The sequence below is a fragment of the Micromonospora sp. NPDC002411 genome, from assembly GCF_053592955.1.
In genome coordinates, this window is sequence record NZ_JBSFBM010000081.1 from 1 (window position 1) to 20,912 (window position 20,912).

The 20,912-nt window shown below is 71.2% G+C and carries 24 protein-coding genes and 1 pseudogene; 12 read left to right on the forward strand and 13 right to left on the reverse strand.

What is annotated here, in order from left to right; all coding sequences use genetic code 11:
- Positions 1-115: 115 nt before the first annotated feature.
- Positions 116-940, reverse strand: coding sequence for a SigB/SigF/SigG family RNA polymerase sigma factor (locus ACWCO3_RS12565; RefSeq protein ID WP_145784061.1), 825 nt, complete (start codon positions 938-940; stop codon positions 116-118).
- 375 nt (positions 941-1,315) lie between these two features.
- Between ACWCO3_RS12565 and ACWCO3_RS12570 the strand changes: the two genes are divergently transcribed.
- Positions 1,316-2,065: a hypothetical protein gene (locus ACWCO3_RS12570; RefSeq protein WP_145784059.1), complete on the forward strand. Its 750-nt coding sequence runs from the start codon at positions 1,316-1,318 to the stop codon at positions 2,063-2,065.
- On the opposite strand, the gene ACWCO3_RS12575 is transcribed toward ACWCO3_RS12570, so the two are convergent.
- Entirely contained in the window at positions 2,014-3,603 is a 1,590-nt protein-coding gene (locus tag ACWCO3_RS12575) for a phospholipase D family protein (RefSeq protein WP_145784057.1), read from the reverse strand. The genes ACWCO3_RS12570 and ACWCO3_RS12575 overlap by 52 nt on opposite strands.
- On the opposite strand from ACWCO3_RS12575, the gene ACWCO3_RS12580 reads away from it, so the two are divergent.
- Positions 3,597-3,866 carry a hypothetical protein gene (locus ACWCO3_RS12580; RefSeq protein WP_145784055.1) on the forward strand — a complete coding sequence of 90 codons (270 nt, stop codon included), beginning with the start codon at positions 3,597-3,599 and terminating at the stop codon, positions 3,864-3,866. The two genes, ACWCO3_RS12575 and ACWCO3_RS12580, sit on opposite strands and share 7 nt — an antisense overlap.
- Positions 3,867-3,965: 99 nt before the next feature.
- On the opposite strand, the gene ACWCO3_RS12585 is transcribed toward ACWCO3_RS12580, so the two are convergent.
- Together ACWCO3_RS12585 and ACWCO3_RS12590 are read right to left on the reverse strand one after the other, a co-directional pair.
- Positions 3,966-4,952: a pirin family protein gene (locus ACWCO3_RS12585; protein ID WP_145784053.1), complete on the reverse strand. Its 987-nt coding sequence runs from the start codon at positions 4,950-4,952 to the stop codon at positions 3,966-3,968.
- Between the two features lie 9 nt (positions 4,953-4,961).
- Positions 4,962-5,444 carry a MarR family winged helix-turn-helix transcriptional regulator gene (locus tag ACWCO3_RS12590; protein ID WP_145784050.1) on the reverse strand — a complete coding sequence of 161 codons (483 nt, stop codon included), beginning with the start codon at positions 5,442-5,444 and terminating at the stop codon, positions 4,962-4,964.
- A gap of 157 nt (positions 5,445-5,601) precedes the next feature.
- On the opposite strand from ACWCO3_RS12590, the gene ACWCO3_RS12595 reads away from it, so the two are divergent.
- A complete protein-coding gene (locus ACWCO3_RS12595; RefSeq protein ID WP_145784048.1) occupies positions 5,602-6,135 on the forward strand; it encodes a GNAT family N-acetyltransferase in 534 nt (177 codons plus the stop codon).
- A gap of 61 nt (positions 6,136-6,196) precedes the next feature.
- On the opposite strand, the gene ACWCO3_RS12600 is transcribed toward ACWCO3_RS12595, so the two are convergent.
- A complete protein-coding gene (locus tag ACWCO3_RS12600; protein WP_145784046.1) occupies positions 6,197-6,685 on the reverse strand; it encodes an FBP domain-containing protein in 489 nt (162 codons plus the stop codon).
- Positions 6,686-6,745: 60 nt separating this feature from the next.
- On the opposite strand from ACWCO3_RS12600, the gene ACWCO3_RS12605 reads away from it, so the two are divergent.
- The gene (locus ACWCO3_RS12605; protein ID WP_145784043.1) at positions 6,746-7,315 is read left to right on the forward strand and encodes a TetR/AcrR family transcriptional regulator; all 570 of its coding nucleotides are present in this window, start codon (positions 6,746-6,748) and stop codon (positions 7,313-7,315) included.
- A 25-nt stretch (positions 7,316-7,340) separates the two neighbouring features.
- Here ACWCO3_RS12605 and ACWCO3_RS12610 read toward each other — a convergent pair whose 3' ends face one another.
- Entirely contained in the window at positions 7,341-8,345 is a 1,005-nt protein-coding gene (locus tag ACWCO3_RS12610; protein ID WP_358163751.1) for a hypothetical protein, read from the reverse strand.
- A gap of 28 nt (positions 8,346-8,373) precedes the next feature.
- Here ACWCO3_RS12610 and ACWCO3_RS12615 point away from each other — a divergent pair, with 28 nt between their 5' ends.
- Complete coding sequence (locus tag ACWCO3_RS12615; RefSeq protein ID WP_357840982.1) at positions 8,374-8,841, forward strand: winged helix-turn-helix transcriptional regulator; 468 nt, start codon at positions 8,374-8,376, stop codon at positions 8,839-8,841.
- Positions 8,838-9,425 (forward strand): DUF1684 domain-containing protein, encoded by a 588-nt coding sequence (locus tag ACWCO3_RS12620; RefSeq protein ID WP_357932581.1) that lies wholly within the window; start codon positions 8,838-8,840, stop codon positions 9,423-9,425. The genes ACWCO3_RS12615 and ACWCO3_RS12620 overlap by 4 nt, the downstream gene beginning before the upstream one ends.
- 51 nt (positions 9,426-9,476) lie before the next feature.
- On the opposite strand, the gene ACWCO3_RS12625 is transcribed toward ACWCO3_RS12620, so the two are convergent.
- Positions 9,477-10,058: a general stress protein gene (locus ACWCO3_RS12625; protein WP_145784039.1), complete on the reverse strand. Its 582-nt coding sequence runs from the start codon at positions 10,056-10,058 to the stop codon at positions 9,477-9,479.
- Positions 10,059-10,177: 119 nt separating this feature from the next.
- On the opposite strand from ACWCO3_RS12625, the gene ACWCO3_RS12630 reads away from it, so the two are divergent.
- Positions 10,178-12,007: a glycoside hydrolase family 15 protein gene (locus ACWCO3_RS12630; RefSeq protein WP_450009953.1), complete on the forward strand. Its 1,830-nt coding sequence runs from the start codon at positions 10,178-10,180 to the stop codon at positions 12,005-12,007.
- 49 nt (positions 12,008-12,056) lie between these two features.
- Positions 12,057-12,557 (forward strand): metallophosphoesterase family protein, encoded by a 501-nt coding sequence (locus tag ACWCO3_RS12635; protein ID WP_450009955.1) that lies wholly within the window; start codon positions 12,057-12,059, stop codon positions 12,555-12,557.
- 38 nt (positions 12,558-12,595) lie between these two features.
- Here ACWCO3_RS12635 and ACWCO3_RS12640 read toward each other — a convergent pair whose 3' ends face one another.
- A complete protein-coding gene (locus ACWCO3_RS12640; RefSeq protein WP_145784032.1) occupies positions 12,596-12,811 on the reverse strand; it encodes a DUF3072 domain-containing protein in 216 nt (71 codons plus the stop codon).
- A gap of 254 nt (positions 12,812-13,065) precedes the next feature.
- Here ACWCO3_RS12640 and ACWCO3_RS12645 point away from each other — a divergent pair, with 254 nt between their 5' ends.
- Positions 13,066-14,004 carry an NAD(P)/FAD-dependent oxidoreductase gene (locus ACWCO3_RS12645; protein ID WP_358052216.1) on the forward strand — a complete coding sequence of 313 codons (939 nt, stop codon included), beginning with the start codon at positions 13,066-13,068 and terminating at the stop codon, positions 14,002-14,004.
- A gap of 8 nt (positions 14,005-14,012) precedes the next feature.
- Here the strand turns inward: ACWCO3_RS12645 and ACWCO3_RS12650 are convergent, their stop codons facing one another.
- The 3 genes from ACWCO3_RS12650 to ACWCO3_RS12660 all read right to left on the reverse strand — a co-directional run bounded on the left by ACWCO3_RS12650 (position 14,013) and on the right by ACWCO3_RS12660 (position 18,263).
- On the reverse strand, positions 14,013-15,308 hold the full coding sequence (locus ACWCO3_RS12650) for a cation:proton antiporter domain-containing protein (protein ID WP_450009957.1): 1,296 nt from the start codon (positions 15,306-15,308) through the stop codon (positions 14,013-14,015).
- 106 nt (positions 15,309-15,414) lie between these two features.
- Complete coding sequence (locus ACWCO3_RS12655) at positions 15,415-16,095, reverse strand: HAD family hydrolase (RefSeq protein ID WP_450009959.1); 681 nt, start codon at positions 16,093-16,095, stop codon at positions 15,415-15,417.
- A 29-nt stretch (positions 16,096-16,124) separates the two neighbouring features.
- Positions 16,125-18,263, reverse strand: coding sequence for an ATP-binding SpoIIE family protein phosphatase (locus tag ACWCO3_RS12660; RefSeq protein WP_145784024.1), 2,139 nt, complete (start codon positions 18,261-18,263; stop codon positions 16,125-16,127).
- 199 nt (positions 18,264-18,462) lie between these two features.
- Here ACWCO3_RS12660 and ACWCO3_RS12665 point away from each other — a divergent pair, with 199 nt between their 5' ends.
- Positions 18,463-19,272 (forward strand): mechanosensitive ion channel family protein, encoded by an 810-nt coding sequence (locus tag ACWCO3_RS12665; protein WP_145784022.1) that lies wholly within the window; start codon positions 18,463-18,465, stop codon positions 19,270-19,272.
- A gap of 87 nt (positions 19,273-19,359) precedes the next feature.
- Here ACWCO3_RS12665 and ACWCO3_RS12670 read toward each other — a convergent pair whose 3' ends face one another.
- Positions 19,360-19,713: a DUF6401 family natural product biosynthesis protein gene (locus ACWCO3_RS12670; protein WP_145784019.1), complete on the reverse strand. Its 354-nt coding sequence runs from the start codon at positions 19,711-19,713 to the stop codon at positions 19,360-19,362.
- A 163-nt stretch (positions 19,714-19,876) separates the two neighbouring features.
- Here ACWCO3_RS12670 and ACWCO3_RS12675 point away from each other — a divergent pair, with 163 nt between their 5' ends.
- Positions 19,877-20,326 (forward strand): hypothetical protein, encoded by a 450-nt coding sequence (locus tag ACWCO3_RS12675; protein WP_145784017.1) that lies wholly within the window; start codon positions 19,877-19,879, stop codon positions 20,324-20,326.
- Here the strand turns inward: ACWCO3_RS12675 and ACWCO3_RS12680 are convergent.
- Positions 20,323-20,532, reverse strand: a complete 210-nt coding sequence (locus ACWCO3_RS12680) for a hypothetical protein (protein WP_145784015.1) — start codon at positions 20,530-20,532, stop codon at positions 20,323-20,325. The two genes, ACWCO3_RS12675 and ACWCO3_RS12680, sit on opposite strands and share 4 nt — an antisense overlap.
- 158 nt (positions 20,533-20,690) lie before the next feature.
- On the opposite strand from ACWCO3_RS12680, the pseudogene ACWCO3_RS12685 reads away from it, so the two are divergent.
- Positions 20,691-20,912, forward strand: a pseudogene (locus ACWCO3_RS12685) (MFS transporter); the annotation flags it as partial.

Below are 20,912 nucleotides of genomic sequence, written 5' to 3' on the forward strand. Positions count from 1 at the left end.
CTGCTGCTCGCCGGGCAGGCCCAGGAGACCCTCGGTGATCAGGGCCGGGCGATGACCGCCTGGCACGAGGCGTTGCAGGTGGCCACGGCGGCCGGCCCTCCGCTTCGTCACTCGCTCAGTACGTGCCGTCCAGCTGGCCGCGCAGCTTGGTCAGCGCCCGGGTCAGCAGCCGGGAGACGTGCATCTGCGAGACACCGATCTGGTCGGCGATCTGCGACTGGGTCAGGTTGCCGTAGAAGCGCAGCGTGAGGATCTTCTGCTCGCGCTCGTCGAGGGTGGCCAGCGCCGGGCCGAGGGCGACCCGCAGCTCGGCCAGCTCGAACTCGTTGTCCTCGCCGCCGAGCATGTCGCCCAGCTCGGTGGCCCGCTCGCCGTCGCCGGTCGGGGTGGACAGCGACACCGCGTTGTACGCGCGGGCGCCCTCCAGGCCCTCCAGGACCTCTTCCTCGGTGAGCTTGAGGTGGGCGGCGATGTCGGCGACCGTCGGCGAGCGGCCGAGGGTCTGCAGGAGCGAGCTGTTGGCGTCGGAGATGGCCAGCCGCAGCTCCTGGAGCCGGCGGGGCACGCGGATGTCCCAGGTGCGGTCCCGGAAGTGCCGCTTGAGCTCGCCGATGATGGTGGGGATCGCGTAGCCGGCGAAGTCGACACCACGGGAGGGGTCGAACTTGTCGATGGCCTTGATCAGGCCGACCGCGGCGGTCTGGGCCAGGTCGTCGGTCGGCTCGCCGCGCCCGCTGTAGCGGTGGGCCAGGTGGTTGGCCAGCGGCAGCCAGGCCTCGATCGCGCGGTCCCGCAGGGCGGCGCGCGACGGGTGGTTGGCGGGCAGCGCCGCCATGGCGTTGAGCAGGTCGGCGGCGCTGTCGGTGAGAGCGCGCGGGTCAAGCTTTGCGGGTGCCTTCACGGCGGTGCTCTGCTGCTCAGTGATCGTTGGCGCGGTCATGGGTGGTCCTCCCTGCACCTCGTCCGCGGACAAAAAGGTGTGACTCTTTGGTTTAGCTTTCTATGGGCCGTTCGGGAGTCACCTTAACCTGATCGTCTCGCAGAAATCTAGCCGAAAGGCTGATGTACTTAAGGTGTGTTGAGCAACAAAGGCAGCAAATCCGGCATTATGCGGTCTGGCTGTGAGGATCCTTACCCGTTCTGCGGCTGCGCTTCGCCACCCGGTCATCCCTCCGGCCTGACCGACCGGCCGTCGTCCCGCCCCAACCGGTCAACATGAAATCCGACATCAGGGCAGGAGTGTCGCCTATCCGTCGTTGTCCCGCTGGCGGGACCGGCCGTAGCGTCGCCTGTACACACCCGGTTCGGAGGCACCGTGCTCGATCCAGCCGCTCCCCAGCTCGTCCTGAACAGTCGAACGCTCTACTTCAGTTGGCTGCCGGCGGACCCGGACGCGGTCGCCGCACTGGTTCCGCCGGGGCTGTGCCCCCGCCCCGACCGTCAGGTTTTCCTCAACCAGTACATCGTGGATGACGAGACACAGACCTCCGGCTTCGGCGCGTACTCGCTGACCTACCTCGGGGTCTCACTGGTGGGCGTGGACGCCCCCGGTGGCCTCAACCCGGGGGGCTGGTGGAGCCATTACGTGGCCTCCAGTCGGCGGGTCCGTGAGTACGCCGCCGCCCGTGGCGCCCCGGTGCTCTCCGGGCGGACCAGGATCGAGGTGAGCGGCGAGGACCTGCTCTCCGAGACGGAGATCGACGGGGCCCCGTTGATCCGGGCACGCTGCCGGGTGGGCGAGACCGGTCACGTGATCAGCAGCGGGCACCACCGCTACTTCACCCGTCGTGACGGCCAGCTCCTCAGCTCGGCGTACCCGTTCGTCGCCGAGCCGGTCGCCCCGTTCGAGATCGAGTCGGTGGAGTTCCTCCAACCGGGGCACCCGATGTACGCGCTCCGCCCGGCCAACCCGCTGACCATCGGCTTCGGCTACTACTCGCCGCGTTCTTCGTTCGCCTATCCCGGCGGGTTGACGGTGCACCCGGTCGCCGCGCCGGAGCCGGCCCGACCTGTTCACCAGGTGCCGGCCAGCCTCGCCCGCAGTGGCCTGCCGTCCGGGTCGTAGACCAGCCGGTACACCGGCAACGCCCACGCCCTGGTGAACCACGGCAGCCGCTCGGGGCGGTGCGGGCGCAGCCGTCCGGGCGGCCGTTCGCCCACCTGACCGCCGTCGTACCACCGCTGGAGCGCGTCGGCGGCAGCGGTGACAGCCGCGACGGCGTCCGCCGGGTCGAGCAGGTCGGCGTCGTCCGCGCCGTCCGGATCACGATCCAGGTGCTCGCGCCAGAGCCGTAGCCGCAGGTCCCGGGCGAAGACCCGAGCGCCGTCTCCCTGACCTGCCGGATCGGTGGGCTCCCGCTGGTCGCGGGTCTCATCGAGCACGGCGCAGGACAACTCACTGTCGTGCGTCCAGGACCGGCGGTTGAAGTTGTCGCTGCCCACGCTGGCCCACACGTCGTCGACGACACACACCTTCGCGTGCACGTAGACCGGGTCGCCGGAGCGGTTCTCCACGTCGAACACGTGCACCCGGTCCGGTGCGGCGCGCTCGCACAGCGACAGCGCCTGCTCCCGCCCGACCATGTTCGGTGGCAGCGCCAGCCGGCCGTCCACGTCCGGGTGCCGCGGCACCACGGCGACCAGGTGCAGATCCGGGTTGTCCCGCAGTGCGTGCGCGAACAGGTCCGCGACCTCGGCGGACCAGAGGTACTGGTCCTCCAGGTAGATGAGTCGGCGGGCGCGGCGCACCGCCTTGGTGTAACCCCGGGCCACGGTCCGCTCGCCGTCGGGGGCGAACGAGTAGCGGGGGCGGACGGCGGGGTAGGTGCGCAGCACCTGGATCTGGTGCGGACCGCAGGGCGGTGGATCGGCCGGTTGTTCGGGCAGCGGGTCCGGGCGCAGGTCCGCGCCGCGCAGCCGGTCCCGCAGGTAGGCCATCGGGTTCTCCGAGTCCAGGGGCATCGGGTCGGTCCAGCGTTCCCGGAACAGCGTGTCCAACGCGCCGACCACCGGACCGCGTACCGCGAGCTGGACGTCGTGCCAGGGCGGGGTGGGTCCGTAGCGGGGGGACATCTGTACCGGTTGCGGGTCGCCATGGTGATCGGCGTCGTCGCGGCGGCTGTGGCACAGGTCGATCCCGCCGGCGAACGCGATGTCCCGTTCCGGTGCGTCCGGGTGCCGCAACACCACGAGTTTCTGGTGATGCGACCCGCCGCGCCGGACCCGCTGGTCGAGCAGCACCTCGCCACCGGCTGCCGAGATCGTCTCGCTGAGGTCGCGGTTCTCCGCCTCGCTGTAGGCCAGCACGTCGAGGTGCGAGCGCCAGATCAGCCCTTTGACCACCACGCCGCGCTGCGCGGCCTGGGCGAAGAGTTGGGCCACGGTCGGGCCGTCCGGGCGCAGCCGCTGGTCCGGGTCACCCCGCCAGTCGGTGAAGAACAGGTGGTCACCGGGGCCCAGCGCCTGCACCTCGTCGACCAGTCGGTCGAAGTACGCGGCACCGTGAATCAACGGCTCAGCGAGGTTTCCCGTGGTCCAGACGGGTAACCCAGACACCGGGTTGGCGCGTTCCTCAGCGGTGAGAAACCAGTCCTGCAATGGCACCGTCCAGCCCCCTGGAGGTCGGCTACGTCCTCACGGTAGGACGAGCGACCCCGGTCCGCACGCCGGGCCGACGGACCAGTGACCTGGTCAACGTCATCGAAGAGCGACGCGACGACAGCCGAGGAGGCCACACCATGCCCCGCGACATGACGAATCCCGTGACCGAGGACCGCGAGCCGGCGGTGGAGAGCGAACGGGGTGCGCTGGTAGCGGTGTTGCTGATGGTGATTCTGGGCGTCGCCGGGATATTCGCGGTCTCCTGAGGCGGCGCCGACGCCCCGGCGGTGATGCGGGAGCGTCGGCGTCGATCGCAGTGGCGACCTGCCGTCAGGCGGGTCTGACGACCCTGGCACGGGCCCTCGTCAGGGCCGGGTGCCCTGGCCGCCGGTGTGCGGCAGCCGCTCGCTGGGGATCACGCCGAGACGTCCGGCCTGGAAGTCCTCGAAGGCCTGGATCAGCTCGTCCCGGGTGTTCATCACGAACGGGCCGTACTGTGCCACCGGCTCCCGGATCGGCTGACCTCCCATGATGTAGAGGTCGAGCGCCGGGGTGTTGCTGTCCTGTGCGACGTCGGCGCTGAATCGCAGCGCGTCACCCGGACCGTGCACCGCGAGCTGGCCGGTACGCACCGGCCGCCGGTCGGTGCCGACCGTGCCGCGCCCGCCGAGCACGTACACCAGGGCGTTGAACTCGGGCTGCCAGGGCAGGTCGACCTGAGCCCCCGGCTGCACGGTGACGTGCGTGATGGTGATCGGGGTGAAGGTCGAACCCGGGCCGCGGTGCCCGGCGATCTCACCGGCGATGACCCGGATCAGCGCGCCACCGTCGGGGGTGGTGAGCAGTGCCGACTCGCCGCCCCGGATGTCCTGGTAGCGGGGCGGGTTCATCTTGGCCGAACGGGGCAGGTTGACCCAGAGCTGGGTGCCGTGGAAGAGGCCGCCACTCATCACCAGGTGCTCCGGCGGCGCCTCGATGTGCAGCAGGCCACTGCCCGCCGTCATCCACTGGGTGTCGCCGTCGGTGATGGTGCCGCCACCGCCGTGCGAGTCCTGGTGGTCGAAGACGCCGTCGATGATGTAGGTGACCGTCTCGAAGCCCCGGTGCGGGTGCCACGGGGTGCCCTTCGGCTCACCCGGCGCGTAGTCGACCTCGCCCATCTGGTCGAGGTGGATGAACGGGTCCAGGTCGGTGGTCGACACCCCGGCGAAGGCGCGACGGACCGGGAAGCCCTCGCCCTCGAAGCCGCTGGGCGCGGTGGTCACCGTGCGGACCGGACGGAAGGTGGTGGACTCCTCCAGCTGGGGCAGGCGGGGGAGGACGAGAACGTTGTCGACGGTGATCGCGGGCATCGAAGGCTCCTAGCTCGTGGCATGGGTGGTCGAACCGGAGCGGGACGCCCGCAGGCGGTCACCGATCCGGCCGAAGACCCGGGTGAGGCAGGCGACCTCGGCATCGTCGAGGTCGTCCATCAGGTGGGTGCGCACCGACGCCAGGTGGTGCGGTGCGGCGTCCCGAAGTGCGAGCAGCCCGGCGGCGGTGAGGACCGCCTCGCTGCCGCGTCGGTCGTCCGGGCAGGGCTCCTTGCTGACCATGCCGCGGCGCTGCATCGAGGAGATCTGGTAGGTCAGTCGGCTCGGCGAGAAGATGAGTCGACTGGCCAGCTCACCCATCCGCAGTCGCTGCCCCGGTGCCTCGGAGAGCAGGACCAGCACGTGGTAGTCGGCGAAGCTGAGATTGCTCTCGGCGCGCAGGTCTTCTTCCAGCTGGGTGTAGAGACGCTGGCTGGCCTCGATGTAGGCCCGCCAGGCGGCCTCTCGGGTGCTGTCCAGGCTCTCGGTCATGCGGTTGACGATAGCACTCGTTAAAAATTTAACTAGTGCTCCTGCGCGTTGTCTGGATCACCTTTTCGGCACGAGGCACCCACTTCGTGCAGCTTTGAAAGAAGTGGTCGACAATTCGGCGGCGCGGCTGGTGCGCGATGTGTCAGACTCCGGCCTCGTGGAACACGTACAACTCACCGCCGAAGACCTGCTGCTTCGTCCCTGGCGGGACGAGGACGCCCCAGCGGTGCGCGAGGCCCTGCGCGACCCGGCGATCGCCCAGTGGAACCCGCAGGGCGGCGGCCCGATCGACGACGAGATCGCGTTGTCCTGGGTGCGCCGCCGCGCCGACTGGTCCGCCGGGGACCACGCCTCGATGGCGGTGACCTCGGCGGTCGACGGCGGCCTGCTCGGCTCGGTGTCGCTGCACCGCATCCACGACGGCGACGCGTCCATCGGCTACTGGACGGTGCCCGCCGCCCGAGGGCGTCAGGTGGCGGGCCGCGCCGTCCTCCGGCTCACTGACTGGGCGTTCGTCGACCTCGGGCTGCACCGCGTGGAGTTGTGTCACGCGGTGGCCAACCCGGCCTCCTGTCGGGTGGCCGACCGGGCCGGCTACCGGGCCGAGGGCACGCTGCGCGAGTCGTACCGGTACGGCGACGGCCGCCGCTACGACGAGCACCTGCACGCCCGCCTGGCCACCGACCGCTAGCCGGAGGCGGGCGGGAACCGTTCACGCTTCGGCCCTCGGCCGCCCCGCTCGCCTCGACCCGTCAGTCGGTGACCTTGGAGAGGAATGTCGCGAGGGCGCTCCGCACGCGGTCGATCCTCTCCGGCAGGGGCAGAGGCTCGGGCGCGGGGGGCCCGGCGTGCTTCTTGCCCCGCAGGTAGAGCGAGCAGGCCAGGTCGGAGCACAGGTACGTGCCGACGGAATCACCCTGCCGCCCGCTCGGGCCGGCTTTGGGGGCGGTCATCAACGAGACGCCTCCGCCCAGGTGGGTGGTCAAGCAGAACGAGCACATGCTGTGCCGCACGCGCCCCGTCTGGTGCGTGGCAGCCCGCAGCACCACCCCGGCCAGCCCGCCGTCGGTTTCGGCCACCAGGTAGGCCCGCTGTGGTGCGGACGGGTCCCGCCAGCCGAGAAAGTCGAGGTCGTCCCACGGACGCAATTCAAGATCATTGGGTACGGCCAGCCGCTTCGCCTCGCCCCGACTGCAATTGACGAAGGATGAGCGGATGACGGATTCGGTCAGGGCCAACATAGGCAGTAGCCTAGCCACCCTAGGCAAGTGATTATTAGGGATAGGTTGGGAGTGTGTTGGATGGCACGTGCCGGGGTTACCGCCGAGCGCCTGACGCTGGCCGCGGCCGCGCTGGCCGACGAGGTGGGCGTGGAGAACGTGACAGTCGCCGCCCTCGCACGCCACTTCGGGGTCAAGGACGCGAGCCTGTACTTCCACATCAAGAACGCGCGGGACCTGCGCGTCCGGATCGCTCTGCTGGCCCTGGCGGAACTCGCCGACCGGGTCGCCACCGCCCTCGCCGGTCGGGCCGGCAAGGACGCGCTGGTGGCCTTCGCCAACGCGTACCGGGACTACGCGAGGCAACACCCGGGCCGCTACGCCGCGATGCAGATCGACCTCGACCCGGAGACCGCCATGGCGAGCGCCGGCGTTCGGCATGCGGAGATGACCCGGGCCATCCTGCGCGGCTACCGCCTCGCCGAGCCCGACCAGACCGACGCGGTGCGGATGATGCACAGCACGTTCCACGGGTTCGTGAGCCTGGAGAAGACCGGCAGTTTCCGGCACACCCCCCGTACGACCGACGACTCGTGGGCCCGCACGTTGGATGCCCTCGACGCCGTCCTGAGCAACTGGCCGTCGCGTTGACGGCCGAGCGGGCTGACCCGGGCGGTCATCGTCCCGCCTCGATGGTGAGCGGGCGGCGTCGGGCGGTCCGCTGCCGCAGCAGGACGAATCCGAGGCCCGCCAGGAACCAGGTCGTGAGGATGGCGAGGGGCGCCACGGTGTGTGCGCCGGAGAAGTAGCCGAAGTTGTTGACCGCTCGTACGGCAGCGCCCGGAGGGAGCTTTCCCGATATCGCCTGCGCCCATTGCGGTAGCAGGTCGACCCCGATCGTGGCTCCGCTCGTCGCATTGCCGATCGTCGTGAGGGTGAGGACGGCCAGGGCGATGCCCGCCGGCCCGAGCCATGCTCCCAGAGCCTTCGTGGTGAAGGCGCTCGCGGCGGACAGGAGGATGAGCGAGAGGGCGAGCAGCGGGAACGGGGCCGTCAGTGAGCCGTAGACGGGGCCTGCGACGGTCGCTGCGATCACACCGATTGCGACGGCGAATCCGCCCATCGCGTAGAGGCGGTGGCGAAGACGGACCTTCGCGGTCGCGGCGGTGAGCCCTTGCGCGAGGACGAACGACGACAGGGTGACGCCGAACACCACGTAGAAGGCGGAGAGACCTCGGCTGTCGTAGGTCGCAAGCGGCACGATGTCGTTCTCCTGGACGGTCGCCCCCTTCGTCGTGGCGAGGCCGGCCGCGAGTTGACGCGCGGCGCCGCTCTCGCTGAACCCGCTCGCGCCGGCGTAGTCGAGTGTCAGCGTGGTGGGGGAGGGCGCGCCGAGGACGGCGACGGCGTCGCCGTGTCGCACCATGGCCCGCCCGTCCGCGACGCTCGCGACCTCGGTGACGGCCACGGCGTTGCCGAAGCCGGCCTGGGCGTTGTTCGACAGTTGCTCGCTGACCACGGCGATCGGCAGTCGGCTCGGCTCGGGGTTGCGTTGCAGTCCGACATAGATCGCGATGAAGGCGGTGCCGATGATCAGTCCGGTGATGACGAGTGTCGTCCAGGCTCGGCGTTGGTCGACGAGAGTTGCTGCGCCGGTACGTGATTCAGGTGGCGATGTCATGGGTGCTTCCTCGGGTAGTGTGGTTTGAATGTCCAACCAAACGAACCGTAGCACCGACGGTTTGAAATCCAAACCAGAGCGGGACTCTCTCGCTGTGGCGCTCGACGCAGTCAACGACAGGTGGTCGCTGCACATCGTGCGAGCGCTCGCATTCGGCGCCTCCCGGTACACCGAGATCCTTCGCGCCGTCGGCGCACCCAGGGACGTTCTCGCCGCCCGACTCCGCAAGCTTGCCCAATCCGGCATCCTCCAGGCCTGTGCCGCCGAGAACGGCAAAGTCGCGGGGTACGAACTCACCCAGAAGGGCAAGGATCTCGGGCAGGCCATCCTCGTGCTCAAGCGCTGGGGTGACACCTACAGTGACGACGACGTGCCCAGGGTCGACTTCATCCACGACGTCTGCGGCGAGGTGTTCGTCGCCGAGGTGCGCTGCCAGGCGTGTGGCAGGCCCATCCGGTCCGGCGAGCTGTCTGTCGACGAGGCCACGGCATGCTGACCGACCTTGAGCTGGCCGACTGGCGGGAGCGGGTGGCCCGTCTGTACCTGTCCGACGTCGACCTGACCGGGTTCCGTGCGCAGCGCGACGAGCTGTTCGCCACCCACCCGCAGAGTCCGATCCCGCCGGCGGAGCGAGCCGACTTCACCGGGGTCCGTTACTTCCCCGCCAACCCGGACGCCGTGGTGGAGGCGCCGCTGCGACCGGCCAGCGGCGAGCTGCGGATCGACACCGGCGGCCCGGACGGGGTGGTCGCGTACCGGCGGGTGGCGGTGGCCGAGACGCCGTGGGGACCACTGACCCTGTGGTGGATCGAGGCGTACGGGGGTGGACTGTTCGTTCCGGTGCGCGACGGCACCTGCGGGCAGGACACCTACGGGGGTGGGCGGTACCTCACCGACACCGTGAAGGGCACCTTCGGCCGGGGCGTCGAGCTGCTGCCCGGCGACCGGGTCCGGCTGGACGGCAACTATCTCTACAACCCGAGCTGCGCCTATGACGACCGCTGGGCCTGCCCACTCGCACCGCCGGAGAACCGGGTCGCTGTCGACATCCGCGCCGGCGAGCTGGCGTACCACGACTGAACGGCCGCCCGCCCCGAGCGCTGCCGGGACGGGCGGTCGTCAGGTCGTGGCTCAGCGGGCGTTCGCGCCCGGCACCTGCATCCGGGCCAACAGCTGACGTGCCTGGTCGGCGAGCTGCGCGTCGACGATCACCGCGTACTGGCCGGCGCGCAGTGAGCTGGCCGAGGTGAAGTCGCGCTGTCCGCCGGTCATGGCGTGGGCGACCGCGCCGAACACGGCACCCCAGATCGCACCGATGACCAGTCCGACCAGGATCACCGCCAGCCAGTTGCCGACGGTGAAGATGCCGAACAGCAGACCGATGAAGAGCCCGAACCAGGCGCCGGTGCCCGCACCGAGCAGGCCGGCGCGACCGGTGGTCATCCGCCCGAGCACCGTCTCCACAAGTTTGAGGTTCGTGCCGACGATGGCGCTGTGTTCCACCGGGAAACGGTTGTCGGCCAGGTAGTCGACGACCCGCTGCGCAGCCGGATAGTCCGGGTACGAGCCGATCGTCACGGTCGGCGGACCGGCCTCCGGCCCGTGGCCGTCACCGGCCGGCGTCGACGGCCGGCCGGCCGGCCCGGACGGAAGCAGGTCGCCACCCTGTGTGCCGGGCCGCCACGCGGCGGTCGGCCCCGAAGCTGACGTCATGAGCATCCTCCCTCGTCAGCTTCCGGGGTTCCCGCCCACGGCCGGCGGTAACGCCGGCCGGCGTGCTTCGGCCGCTGCGCCCTGGGGCATGGGTCCGACCAGCCCGGGTAGGTACGCAGGTGCAGAGCGGACAGATCAGCGACTACGGCTTCCTCGCCGACGGCCGCAGCGCGGCGCTGGTGGACCACACCGGCTCGGTGAACTGGTGGTGCCCGGGCCGGTTCGATGCCCCGTCGGTGTTCGCGCGGCTGCTCGACGACGGCGCCGGGCACTGGTCGATCCGTCCGGAGGGCGACTACACGGTCGAACGCCGCTACCTCGACGACACCCTGGTGCTGCGGACGGTCTTCCGCACCGGACAGGGGGAGGTGGCGCTCACCGACGCGCTCGCCTTCGAGCCCGGCGCTCGTGGTCACGACATCGGCGTGAACTCGCCGCAGGTGCTGGTCCGCTCGGTCGAGGGGTTGTCCGGTGAGGTGCCGATGCGGTCGTACTACCGGCCGCGCTTCGAGTACGGCCGCACCATCGCGTACCTGGTCGAGCGGGACGACATGTTGGAGGCCATCGCCGGCGCCGCCCGGCTCACCCTGCGGTGCAGTGTGGGATTCACCCCCGGCGACGGCGAGGCCACCGCCACGTTCACGGTCCGCGCCGGCACGACACACAACTTCACCCTCGGGTACGCCCCGACCTACGACGCGCCGTTGCCCGAGGTGCCGGACGCCGACCAGACCATCGCCGACACCGTGGCCGGCTGGCGGTCCTGGGCCGACGAGCACGAGTACCAGGGCCTCTACGCCGAAGAGGTGCGGCGCAGCCGCCTGGTGGTGCAGGGCATGACGTACGGGCCCAGCGGCGCGGTGGTGGCCTCGGTGACCACCTCACTGCCGGAGAAGCTCGGCGGGGACCGCAACTACGACTACCGCTACGTCTGGGTGCGCGACTTCAGTCTCACCCTGCGGGCGCTGTGGCGCTCGACGTGCGTTTCCGAGGTGCAGCGGCAGTTCGCCTGGCTGGGCCGGGCGATGGGCCGGGTCGACGACAAGCCGGTGCCCATCATGTACGGGGTGCTGGGGGAGCGGGACCTCACCGAGCACCGACTGGAGCAGCTCGGCGGGTACCGCGACAGCCCGCCGGTGGTGATCGGCAACGACGCCTGGCAGCAGCGGCAGACCGACATCTTCGGCGAGGCGATGGATGCCGCCTGGTTGATGCGCGACAGGCTGGTGCCGCTGGACCAGGAGGTGCGCCACGTCCTCCGGGTGCTCGCCGACCAGGCCGCTCGGGACTGGGAGCTGCCCGACGCGGGGATGTGGGAGGAACGTGGCATCGAACACCACCACGTGTCGTCGAAGGTGCAGTGCTGGGTCGCGCTCGACCGGGCGGTCCGCTTCGGTGACCGGCTCGGCGAGGCACCCGACGTGGCCCGCTGGGCGGCCGCCCGCGACAAGGTACGCGCCGAGGTGCTCGAACGGGGGTGGAACGAGCGCGTCCAGGCGTACACCGGGAGTTTCGAGTCCGACGAGCTGGACGCCTCGGTGCTGGTGATGCCGCTGGTGGGGTTCCTCCGGGCCGACGACCCGCGGATGCGCTCGACGATTCACGCTGTGGAGGACCGGCTGTCGCACGACGGCCTGTTGCGGCGATGGGACGGCGACCCGGCCGGTTTCCTCATCTGCTCGTTCTGGCTGGTGTGCTGCCTGGCGCTGGCCGGCGACCGCGACCGGGCGCACACTCTGTTCAAGGAGTTGGCGGGGCGGGTCAACGACCTGGGCCTGTTCGCCGAGCAGATCGACCCGCTGACCGGCGAGCAGTTGGGCAACTTTCCCCAGGCGTTCTCCCACATCGGCCTGATCAACGCCGCCGGTGTGCTGACCGACGTCGAGCGGGATCCCGCGTTGCGCGGTCTCGGCATGCCGCCGAAGCACTTCAGTCCGGCGCGTTCCTGAACCGCCGGCTGCCGGCGGGCGGCACCGGGGCGCGGGGGAGAATGCCGGCATGCGGTTGGTGCTCACGGCAGACACCCACGTACCCAAGCGGGCCCGGGACCTGCCCGGCCCGCTCTGGGCCGCGATCGAGGCGGCGGACGTGGTGGTCCACGCCGGCGACTGGGTGGACGAGGCGCTGCTCGACGCGATGACAGCGCGTTCGCGCCGACTCGTCGGGGTGTACGGCAACAACGACGGGCCGGCGCTGCGCGCCCGGCTGCCGGAGGTGGCCCGGGTCGACCTCGACGGCCTGCGGGTCGCCGTGGTGCACGAGACCGGCCCACGGACCGGACGCGAGAAGCGGTGTGCCGCTCTCTTCCCCGACGTCGACCTGCTGGTCTTCGGGCACTCGCACATCCCGTGGGACACCGAGGCACCCGGTGGGCTGCGCCTGCTCAACCCCGGGTCACCCACCGACCGGCGCTCCCAACCGCACGCCACCTACCTCAGCGCCACGATCAGCGCCGGCCGCCTGACCGAGGTGACGCTGCGCCGGGTCACCCGCGACTGACCGCGCGACGGTCCTGCGCACGTGCGTCCTGCGGGGTCTTACTGGCCTCGGCCCGTCTCCGCCTGGAGTTCGTCGATCTGCTTGGAGGCCTCGGCCTTGGTCAGGTCGGCCGGGATCTCCGCGTTCGCCTCGCGGGCGAGCGTGTGCAGGTAGGACTCCTGCGCCGCGGTGGGCGGCTCGTCGCCGGTGACCCACTCGTCCGGGTCCTTGATCGCGGCGTTCTGGTCGGCCTGCTGGTTGTCGCGGTCCGTCATCGTCATCACCCTTTCTTCGAACAGGTGTGCCAGTACCCCGATCATCGGCGGTTCATGCGCCCCGGCCCCGCTCGCCCGTCCCGGGCGCTCGTCGCCACCATCCGCGCAACATCAGGGATGTTGCTGTCTCCGGCGGGTCTGAGACAGCACCATCCGGGAAGTTGCTCGGGTGTGCGGGGGCAACGGCGAGTCCAGCCCGGGATCGGCCATCGCGCGCCGCTTACGATCAGCGGATGACGGTGGACCGGTCAGGTGTGGTGGTGGTCGGAGCGGGCATCGCCGGGACGGCCTGCGCTGTGGAACTGGTGCGCGCCGGGGTGCCGGTGCAGGTCCGGGAGCGCGGGCACGTCTGCGGAGGCCGGATGGCCAGCAAACGCTTCGGCGGCCGCCCCGCCGACATCGGCGCCGCGTACTTCACCGCCGACGACCCGGACTTCACCGCCGTGGTCGAGCAGTGGCGCGCCGCCGGCCTGGTCCGCGAATGGACCGACACCTTCCAGTCGTACGACCGTGACGGGCGTCGGGACGTACCCGGACCGATGCGCTTCGCCGCGCCGCGCGGGCTGCGGTCGCTTGTCGAACACCTGGCCAGCGCGGTGCCGGTGACCGTCGACCGGCTGGTGCTCACCGTCGAGCCCGGGCCGACGGTGGACGGCCAGCCGTGCGCGGCGGTCGCCCTGGCCATGCCCGGCCCGCAGGCTGCCCTGCTGCTCGACCCCGCCCTGGCTGACGCCACACGGGTCGTGCAGGCGCAGGGCTGGTCGCCGACGATGGCCGCAGTGCTGCGCTTCCCGACCCGGCGGTGGCCGGACTTCCGGGGCGCGTTCGTCAACGACCACCCGGTGCTCAGCCTCGTTTGCGACGACGGTGACCGGCGTGGTGACGGTGCTCCGGTGCTGGTCGCGCACACCGTCGCGGAGTTCGCCGCCGGTCACCTGGCCCAGCCCACCGGGGCCGGACCGGCCGTCGAGCAGGCCGTCCGCGACCTCCTGAGCCTTCCCGAGCAGGCCGTCGACGTGCACGTGCACCGGTGGACGTACGCGAAGCCGACCGCCCACACCGCCGGTGCCACCCACCACCTCGACGCCGACGGGATCGGCCTGGCCGGCGACGCGTTCGGTAAGCCGCAGGTCCAGACCGCCTGGCGCTCCGGCCGGGACCTCGGTCGTGCCCTGGTCGCCCGCCTGACCTGAACAGGTCGTCAGGAGTGCCCGGCCGCCGCGACGGGCCGGGCGTCGCTGTCCCGCTCGGCCGGGTCGGACGTCCGCTCGCCCTCCCGGTCCAGCAGTTGCATCACGGGTGTCGCCGTGATGCCGTGCACCACCACGGACACGAGCACCACCAGGCCGACGGTCGCCCAGAGCAGCTCGGCCTGCGGGAAGTCGGCCTTCGTGGTGGCGTACGCGAGGTAGTAGAACGAGCCGACGCCGCGGATGCCGAACGACGAGATGACCCAGTGCTCGGCCGGCCGTCCCGGCGCCCCGCGCAGCGACAACCAGCCGAACAGCGGCCGGATCAGGAACACCAGCGCCAACCCGACGGCGGCCGCCGACCAGGTCAGCGGGATGAGCAGGCCACCCACGATCGCGCCGCCGAGCAGCAGCAGCAACACCAGGGTGAGCAGCCGTTCGACCTGCTCGGCGAAGTCGTGCAGCACCGAGTGGAACTCGTGGGTCCGCTCGGCGGCCCGGATCGCCCGGGCGGCCACGAACACCGCCAGGAAGCCGTACCCGCCGACCACCTCCACCAGCCCGTACGCGAGGAACGTGGCGGCCAGCGCCAGGAAACCCTCGGCGTGCCGGGCCAGCCGTAGCTTGCTGGGCGCGCGGAAGAACAACTTGCCCAGCAGCCAGCCGATGAGGAGACCGCCGCCGACGCCGACGCCCACCTTCCACAGCACGTCCACCGTGAACCATTCGACGAACCACTCGCGGGGGGCGAGGCTGGTCGAGGCGATCGCGATGGCGGCGTAGACGAACGGGAACGCCAGCCCGTCGTTGAGCCCGGCCTCGGAGGTCAACGCGAAGCGGACCTCGTCCTCGGAATCCTCCACATCCGTCGGCTCACCGACCTGCACGTCGGCGGCGAGCACCGGGTCGGTCGGGGCCAGCGCGGCGCCCAACAACAGGGCGGCGGCCGGCACCAGCCCCGCCCACCACCACCCGAGCAGGGCGACAGCCGCGATGCACAGTGGCATCGCGATCGCCAGCAGCCGCCAGGTGGACGACCACCGCCGCCAACTCAACGGTCGGTCGATCTTGAGCCCGGCGCCCATCAGTGCGACGATCACGCCGATCTCGGTGAGGTGGGTCGCCAGCTCCGGGTGGGCCAGCGGGTCGGGTGTCGGTAGCCCCACCGGCAGCAAAAACACCAGCATGCCGAGGGCGAGGAAGGCGATCGGCATGGAGAGTGGACGCTGCTCCAGGACCCGCGGGAGGATGCCCGCGAGCAGAGCGCCCACACCGACCAGCGCGAACGCCAGATCTACCGGCTCCACGGCACCACCTTTCGGCCGCACCCGCGAGGCGCGGGCAGGTGGTGACAGACCTTGCCCCGCAATGCCCCCCGCTAAGCGCGTACCGGCGGGCCAGCCGGAGTGATGCTCACCCTCTCGGTCGGGCGAGTGGCGACTCCGCCAACTCACCCAGCAACGCGGCCGGGTCGTCGTACACCGCCACCGCGCCGGCGCCGGCCAGCTCGCCCCGGCTGGTGCCGCCACAGGTCAGCCCCACGCACGGGATGTCCAGCTTGCCGGCCGCGACGACGTCCCACACGGAGTCACCGACGAAGACCACCCGCTCGGCCGCCAACCCGGACTGCTCCAGCGCCGCGACCAGGATGTCCGGGGCTGGCTTGCTCTGTTCCGCGTCCGCCGAGGAGGTGATCGTGTCGATCACGTCGTCGGCGGCCAGCGCCCGGCGCAACGCGCCGACCTCCGGTTCCGACGCGGAGGTGGCGAGCACGATCCGCATCCCCCGCTCCGCGCAGGCGCGCAGCAGGTCGGCGGCCCGGGGCAGTGGTGTGAGCCGCTCCCAGTACTCGGCGTACAGGGTGTCGTGCGCGTCGCGCAGCTTGGAGTCGGCGTCGCGGTCCCGCTCGGGGCCGAGCAGGTGGTCCAGGAGTTTGTCCGAGCCCATCCCGATCGAGCGGTGCACCACGGCCATCGGCACCGGATGGTCGGTCTGGCGCAACGCCTCCCACCAGCTCACCGTGTGCAGGTAGGTGGTGTCGACCAGAGTGCCGTCGACGTCGAAGAGGACTCCGGCGGGTTTGTCGGTACGCATGGGCGTCCTCCTACCCGGTCGGGCGGTCTTCAGGCGGCGTCGGCGTTTCGGGTGCGGATCTCGAACCAGACCGTGGAGCCGCGGACCGACGGGTCGGTGCCCCAGGCGTCGCTGAGTTCCTCGATCAGGCCCAGACCGCGCCCGCGACTGCTCAACGTGTCGGTGCGGGCCCGGGTCACGGTGCCCCGGGTGCCGGAATCGGCGACCGAGACGAGCAGCCGTTCGGGGCTGAGGTCGATCTCCACCCGGGCGGCCGTGCCGGCGTGCAGCAATGCGTTGGTCGTCAGTTCGCTGGTGCACAGCACCGCCGCCCCGATCACCGACTCGGCCACCTGCCAGTCGGTGAGCTGACCGGTCATCCAGTGCCGGACCCGGCTGGGCGCGGTCGGCTCCGCGGGCATCTCCATGCTCGCCGACCGGCTCGGCTTGAGGGCGTGCTCGACCGCCAGCACGGCCACGTCGTCCTCGGTGCCGCCCGGAACCGCCGCGGTTGCCACCGCGCAGAGGGCGCGCGGGTCACCGCTGCCGGCCTTCGCGACGGCGTCGCGGAGGGTGGTCAGCCCGACGGTGAGGCTGTGCCGTCGGCGTTCCACCACCCCGTCGCTGAACAGCAGCAGGGTGTCACCGGGGCGGAACGGGACCGTCACGGTGCCCGGCCGGCCGCCCAGACCCAGCGGAGGACCGGCGGGAACGTCGAGATACTCGGCGTGCGAGCGGCCCCCCGGGTCGCCGCGACGGATCAGCGGCGCGGGGTGCCCGGAACTGGCCAGGGTCAGCTCCCGCCGTTCCGCGTCGATCACCCCGAACACCACTGTGACGAAGAGTTCGTGTGTGCCGGCCTCCACGCCCAGGCTGCTCACCAGCCGGTCCAGCCCGGCCAGCACGGTGTCCGGCGCGGAATCGGCCAGAGCCAGCGCGCGTAGCGCGGCGCGGACCTGTCCCATCCGCGCGGCGGCCTGCACGTCGTGGCCGGCGACGTCGCCCAGCACCACGCCGAGCGCGCCGTTGGGCAGCAGGAAGGCGTCGTAGAAGTCGCCCCCGGCGGCGTTGCCGTCGACCCCCGGGTCGTAACGGGCCGCGATCCGCAGCCGGGGCAGGTCCGGCAGATGCTCCGGCAGCATGCTGCGCTGCAACAACTGGGCGGTGCCGTGCTGGGTCTCGAAGCGGCGGGCCCGCTCGGCGGCCTGACCGATCAGCTCGGCCGAGGCGGCCAGCAGCGCCCGCTCGGCCGGCGACCAGGTGTGCGGGATCTGGTAGCCGACCGCCAGCCCGCCGCGCACCACCGAGGTGCCCAGCGGCAGGGCCGCCATCGAGCGTACCTTCTGGTCGTGGCGGTCCACCGCGGTGTCCCGCAGCGGTTGCCCGTCCCGGACGAACGACGGGCCACCGGAGCGCGCCGCCTGCACCACAGGCGACGACCAGTCCGCCGGAGCGCGCCGCCAGAGCGGAGGGAGTCGCTCGTCGGCCTCGTCCAGCAACTCGCCGCGCACCCGGCGCACCATGCGCCAACCGCCGCCGCCCTCGTCCACGACGAACGAGGCCTGGTCGGGGTCGAACGTGGTGATCGCGTACCGCAGCGCCACCCGGGCCACGTCGTCGAGGGTGAGCGTGCCGGCGAGCGCAGCGGCCACCTCGCTGAGACTCTGCAACTGTTCGGTGACGTGAGTGGTCTCGGCCGCGACCGTCAACACGCCGACGATCCGCCCGACGCTGTCCCGTACCGGCGAGTATCCCCTGGTGAAGACCGCCTGCTCCACTGTCGCGGAGTGCCCACGGACCAGGGGCAGCGTCGACTCCTTCTCCAGGAACGGCACCCCCTGCCGGTAACAGCGCTCGATGACCGCACCGACGCCCGGGAGCGCCCAGATCTCCGCGAACACCTCGGCGGCCGGGCGACCGAGGGCGCTCGGGTGCTTGGTGCCCAGCAACTCGCCGTAGCCGGCGTTGTAGAGCAGCACCAGGTCGTCGCCGTACGCCAGCGCCATCGGCATCGGTGAGGCGGCGATCAGCTCGACCACGGCCCGGACCGCCACGTCCCAGCCTTCCGGTGGGCCCAGGGGGGTGCCAGCCCAGTCGTGGGCGAGCACGGTAGCGACCGCACCGGACCCGGTGGACGCGCCCGGGCCGGGAGTTGCTGGCGTGGGGACTCGCCCGACCGTTCCTGGCATGTCCGCAGCCTAGTCGGCCGGTGGGAAAAGGCATCCGATCATGGCGGTGAGCCGTCGCCGTCCCCGGCCGCGGGGGGCGTTCGGGCAGTTCAGGGCCCCTGTCGGGTGGCTTGTCGCAAAAATGGCGGCGCTCTGCGCGGACTGCCGCACCGGTTGCCGGGTATGCGCCCGGCGCAGTCCATGCGACAGGAGGGACATCATGCTGAAAACCCTCGCGGTCCGGCAGGCCGACATCGGCGATGCCATCGCCGACACCTGGAGGTCAGTGCTGCTCTTCATCCCGAAGGCAGTGGCCTTCATCGTCATCCTCGTGGTCGGCTGGCTCATCGCCAGAGCCGTCCTCAAGATCGTGGATACGGTGCTGGAACGGGTGCGCTTCGACCAAGCGGTCGAACGCGGCGGGATCAAACGGGCCCTGGAGAGAACGAAGTACGACGCCAGCGACATCCTGGCCAGACTTGCGTACTACGCCGTACTGCTGTTCACGCTCCAGTTCGCCTTCGGAGTCTGGGGACCCAACGCGATCAGTGACCTGATCAGCGGCGTGGTGGCCTGGCTGCCGCGTGCGTTCATCGCGATCGTCATCGTGGTGGTGGCGGCCGCGATCGCCAACGCCGTCCGGGATCTGGTCACCGGCGCGCTGGGAGGGCTCTCGTACGGCAAGGTGTTGGCCGACCTGACGGCGATCTTCATCATCGCTCTCGGTGTGATCGCCGCGCTGAACCAGGTGGGTATCGCCACTACGGTGACGACCCCGGTGCTGATCGCGGTGCTCGCCACGGTGGCCGGCATCCTGATCGTCGGTGTCGGCGGTGGTCTGGTCAAGCCGATGCAGAACCGTTGGGACGGTTGGCTGCGTCGGGCGGCCGAGGAGGCCCGGGCGGTGCAGCAGCAGCGTCAGGCCAGCACTGCCGGGCGGAGCGACGTGGAGCGGCAGATGGCCGACCGCGGCGGGGACCGCACCCAGGCCATGCCTCGGGTGGACGAAGCCCAGCAGTACCGCTCGTAGCGGGCGCAACGGCACGGCTGGTGGGGAGGGCGTTCCGCGGACGATGCGGGACGTCCTCCTCGCGCCGTGACCGGGCTGGCCTGCGGATCAGGCCCGGTCGAGCGAGCGGGCCAGCGCGCAGACCGCGAGCAGTCGGGTGAGCAGCCACTCCGGCTGACTCCAGTCCACCGGCCCGTCCGGCGGCGTCCACCCGTGCTCCAGGGCGGCCTCGCGGACCCCCTCGGCGTAGCCGGCGAGCATCGCCGGGCTCAGCGGTTGGCGGTCCCCGTCGAGGCTGTCCCGTACGGCAGCCGCGTGCTGGTCGACGAGGGCGAGCAGCCCCGGTCGCGCGGCGGCGGCGGCCAGCCCGACGGTGCCGACGGAGACGGTGAGGGCGGCCAGGGTGGACCGCGCCGAGTCGACGGCGGTACGGGGGGCGACCCGGGTGAACGGCACACGCATGGTGACCGAGGCTAACCGACCGGTGACCGCCTCGACCTCGGCCGCTCGGCGGATGTCGGCAGCGCCACTGGGCGAACCAGCGCTGACCGTGGGGGTTGATCCGGCACAGACGGGGCAGCAGGAACAGCACCCGCGAATGGCGCCATACGGCACGGAGGCAGGCATGGAACAGCAGGTGGACGGACCTGACGAGCAGCACCGGCGGCCAGCCGGCGTGAGCGACGCGACGGTCGCCGCGCTCGGCAAGCTCAGCGAGGCGCTGGAGTGCGTGGAGCGGGCCCGGGGGCACCTGTACTCGATGCACCAGTTGATCGGGCATGCCGACCTGATGCTCGACGACGCGGTGGAGCAGTTCCGCGCCGCCGGGCATCCGCGGCTCGCCGAGCGGATCGGCACCGAGTTGCGCGGCCGCAACGTCATCGCCGGGCGGTGGACGTTCCAGATCGTCGAGGACTTCGACGACGGTTACCACGCGCTGTTCCGGGAGCTGGACCAGCAGGCCCGGGACGAGTTGGTGGGCGGGCGACGGCACCTCTACGAGGCGGAGATGAAGGAGCGCCGCCGCAGCCCGGGTCGGCCGGGGCACGAAGCCCGGCCGGGCGGGGAAGGTTAGTCGCCTGTCGCGTCGGCCGGCCGACGCCGTGCCGCGTCGTCGGCGATGATCACAGTGGCCACCATCAGCGCGACACAGAGGCTGAACAGCCACGACTCGTCGGCGACGAGCCAGGCGGACACGGGCGCCTGCAGCGCGGCGAGCAGGAAGCCGAGCCAGGCGAGCCGGCGCTGACGCGGGGAGAGAACTCCGGAGCCTTGATGCATCCCGGAATTCTTACGCGTACACGCCGGATTGCCGTCCTCCGATCGGCCGATTCTGGATGAGCTGTCCGTTTTCTCGACCGTCCGGACACGACTTCTTTCCGTGGCGGGCGCCCCGGTGCCGACCGCGCTAGGGTGCCTCTGCGGCAGGATGGTGCCTCGTGTCCACCACACCACCACGCCCCCGCGCCTCGCTGCTCCTGCTGGCCTACCTCGGGTTCGTCAGCCTCGGTCTACCGGACAGCCTGCTCGGGGTGGGCTGGCCCTCGATCCGGGGCGACTTCGACGTACCGACCGAGGCGGTCGGTTGGGTGCTCACCGCCGGCACTGTCGGTTATCTCACCTCCAGCGTGCTGGCCGGGTTCACGTTGGCCCGGGTGGGC

Coding starts and splice junctions, on each gene's coding strand:
- ACWCO3_RS12565 (WP_145784061.1), bottom strand. CDS start 940: ATGACCGCGCCAACGATCACTGAGCAGCAGAGCACCGCCGTGAAGGCA.
- ACWCO3_RS12580 (WP_145784055.1), top strand. CDS start 3,597: ATGGCACCGTCCAGCCCCCTGGAGGTCGGCTACGTCCTCACGGTAGGA.
- ACWCO3_RS12585 (WP_145784053.1), bottom strand. CDS start 4,952: ATGCCCGCGATCACCGTCGACAACGTTCTCGTCCTCCCCCGCCTGCCC.
- ACWCO3_RS12590 (WP_145784050.1), bottom strand. CDS start 5,444: ATGACCGAGAGCCTGGACAGCACCCGAGAGGCCGCCTGGCGGGCCTAC.
- ACWCO3_RS12600 (WP_145784046.1), bottom strand. CDS start 6,685: ATGTTGGCCCTGACCGAATCCGTCATCCGCTCATCCTTCGTCAATTGC.
- ACWCO3_RS12605 (WP_145784043.1), top strand. CDS start 6,746: ATGGCACGTGCCGGGGTTACCGCCGAGCGCCTGACGCTGGCCGCGGCC.
- ACWCO3_RS12610 (WP_358163751.1), bottom strand. CDS start 8,345: ATGACATCGCCACCTGAATCACGTACCGGCGCAGCAACTCTCGTCGAC.
- ACWCO3_RS12615 (WP_357840982.1), top strand. CDS start 8,374: ATGTCCAACCAAACGAACCGTAGCACCGACGGTTTGAAATCCAAACCA.
- ACWCO3_RS12625 (WP_145784039.1), bottom strand. CDS start 10,058: ATGACGTCAGCTTCGGGGCCGACCGCCGCGTGGCGGCCCGGCACACAG.
- ACWCO3_RS12635 (WP_450009955.1), top strand. CDS start 12,057: ATGCGGTTGGTGCTCACGGCAGACACCCACGTACCCAAGCGGGCCCGG.
- ACWCO3_RS12640 (WP_145784032.1), bottom strand. CDS start 12,811: ATGACGGACCGCGACAACCAGCAGGCCGACCAGAACGCCGCGATCAAG.
- ACWCO3_RS12655 (WP_450009959.1), bottom strand. CDS start 16,095: ATGCGTACCGACAAACCCGCCGGAGTCCTCTTCGACGTCGACGGCACT.
- ACWCO3_RS12660 (WP_145784024.1), bottom strand. CDS start 18,263: ATGCCAGGAACGGTCGGGCGAGTCCCCACGCCAGCAACTCCCGGCCCG.
- ACWCO3_RS12665 (WP_145784022.1), top strand. CDS start 18,463: ATGCTGAAAACCCTCGCGGTCCGGCAGGCCGACATCGGCGATGCCATC.
- ACWCO3_RS12670 (WP_145784019.1), bottom strand. CDS start 19,713: ATGCGTGTGCCGTTCACCCGGGTCGCCCCCCGTACCGCCGTCGACTCG.
- ACWCO3_RS12675 (WP_145784017.1), top strand. CDS start 19,877: ATGGAACAGCAGGTGGACGGACCTGACGAGCAGCACCGGCGGCCAGCC.
- ACWCO3_RS12680 (WP_145784015.1), bottom strand. CDS start 20,532: ATGCATCAAGGCTCCGGAGTTCTCTCCCCGCGTCAGCGCCGGCTCGCC.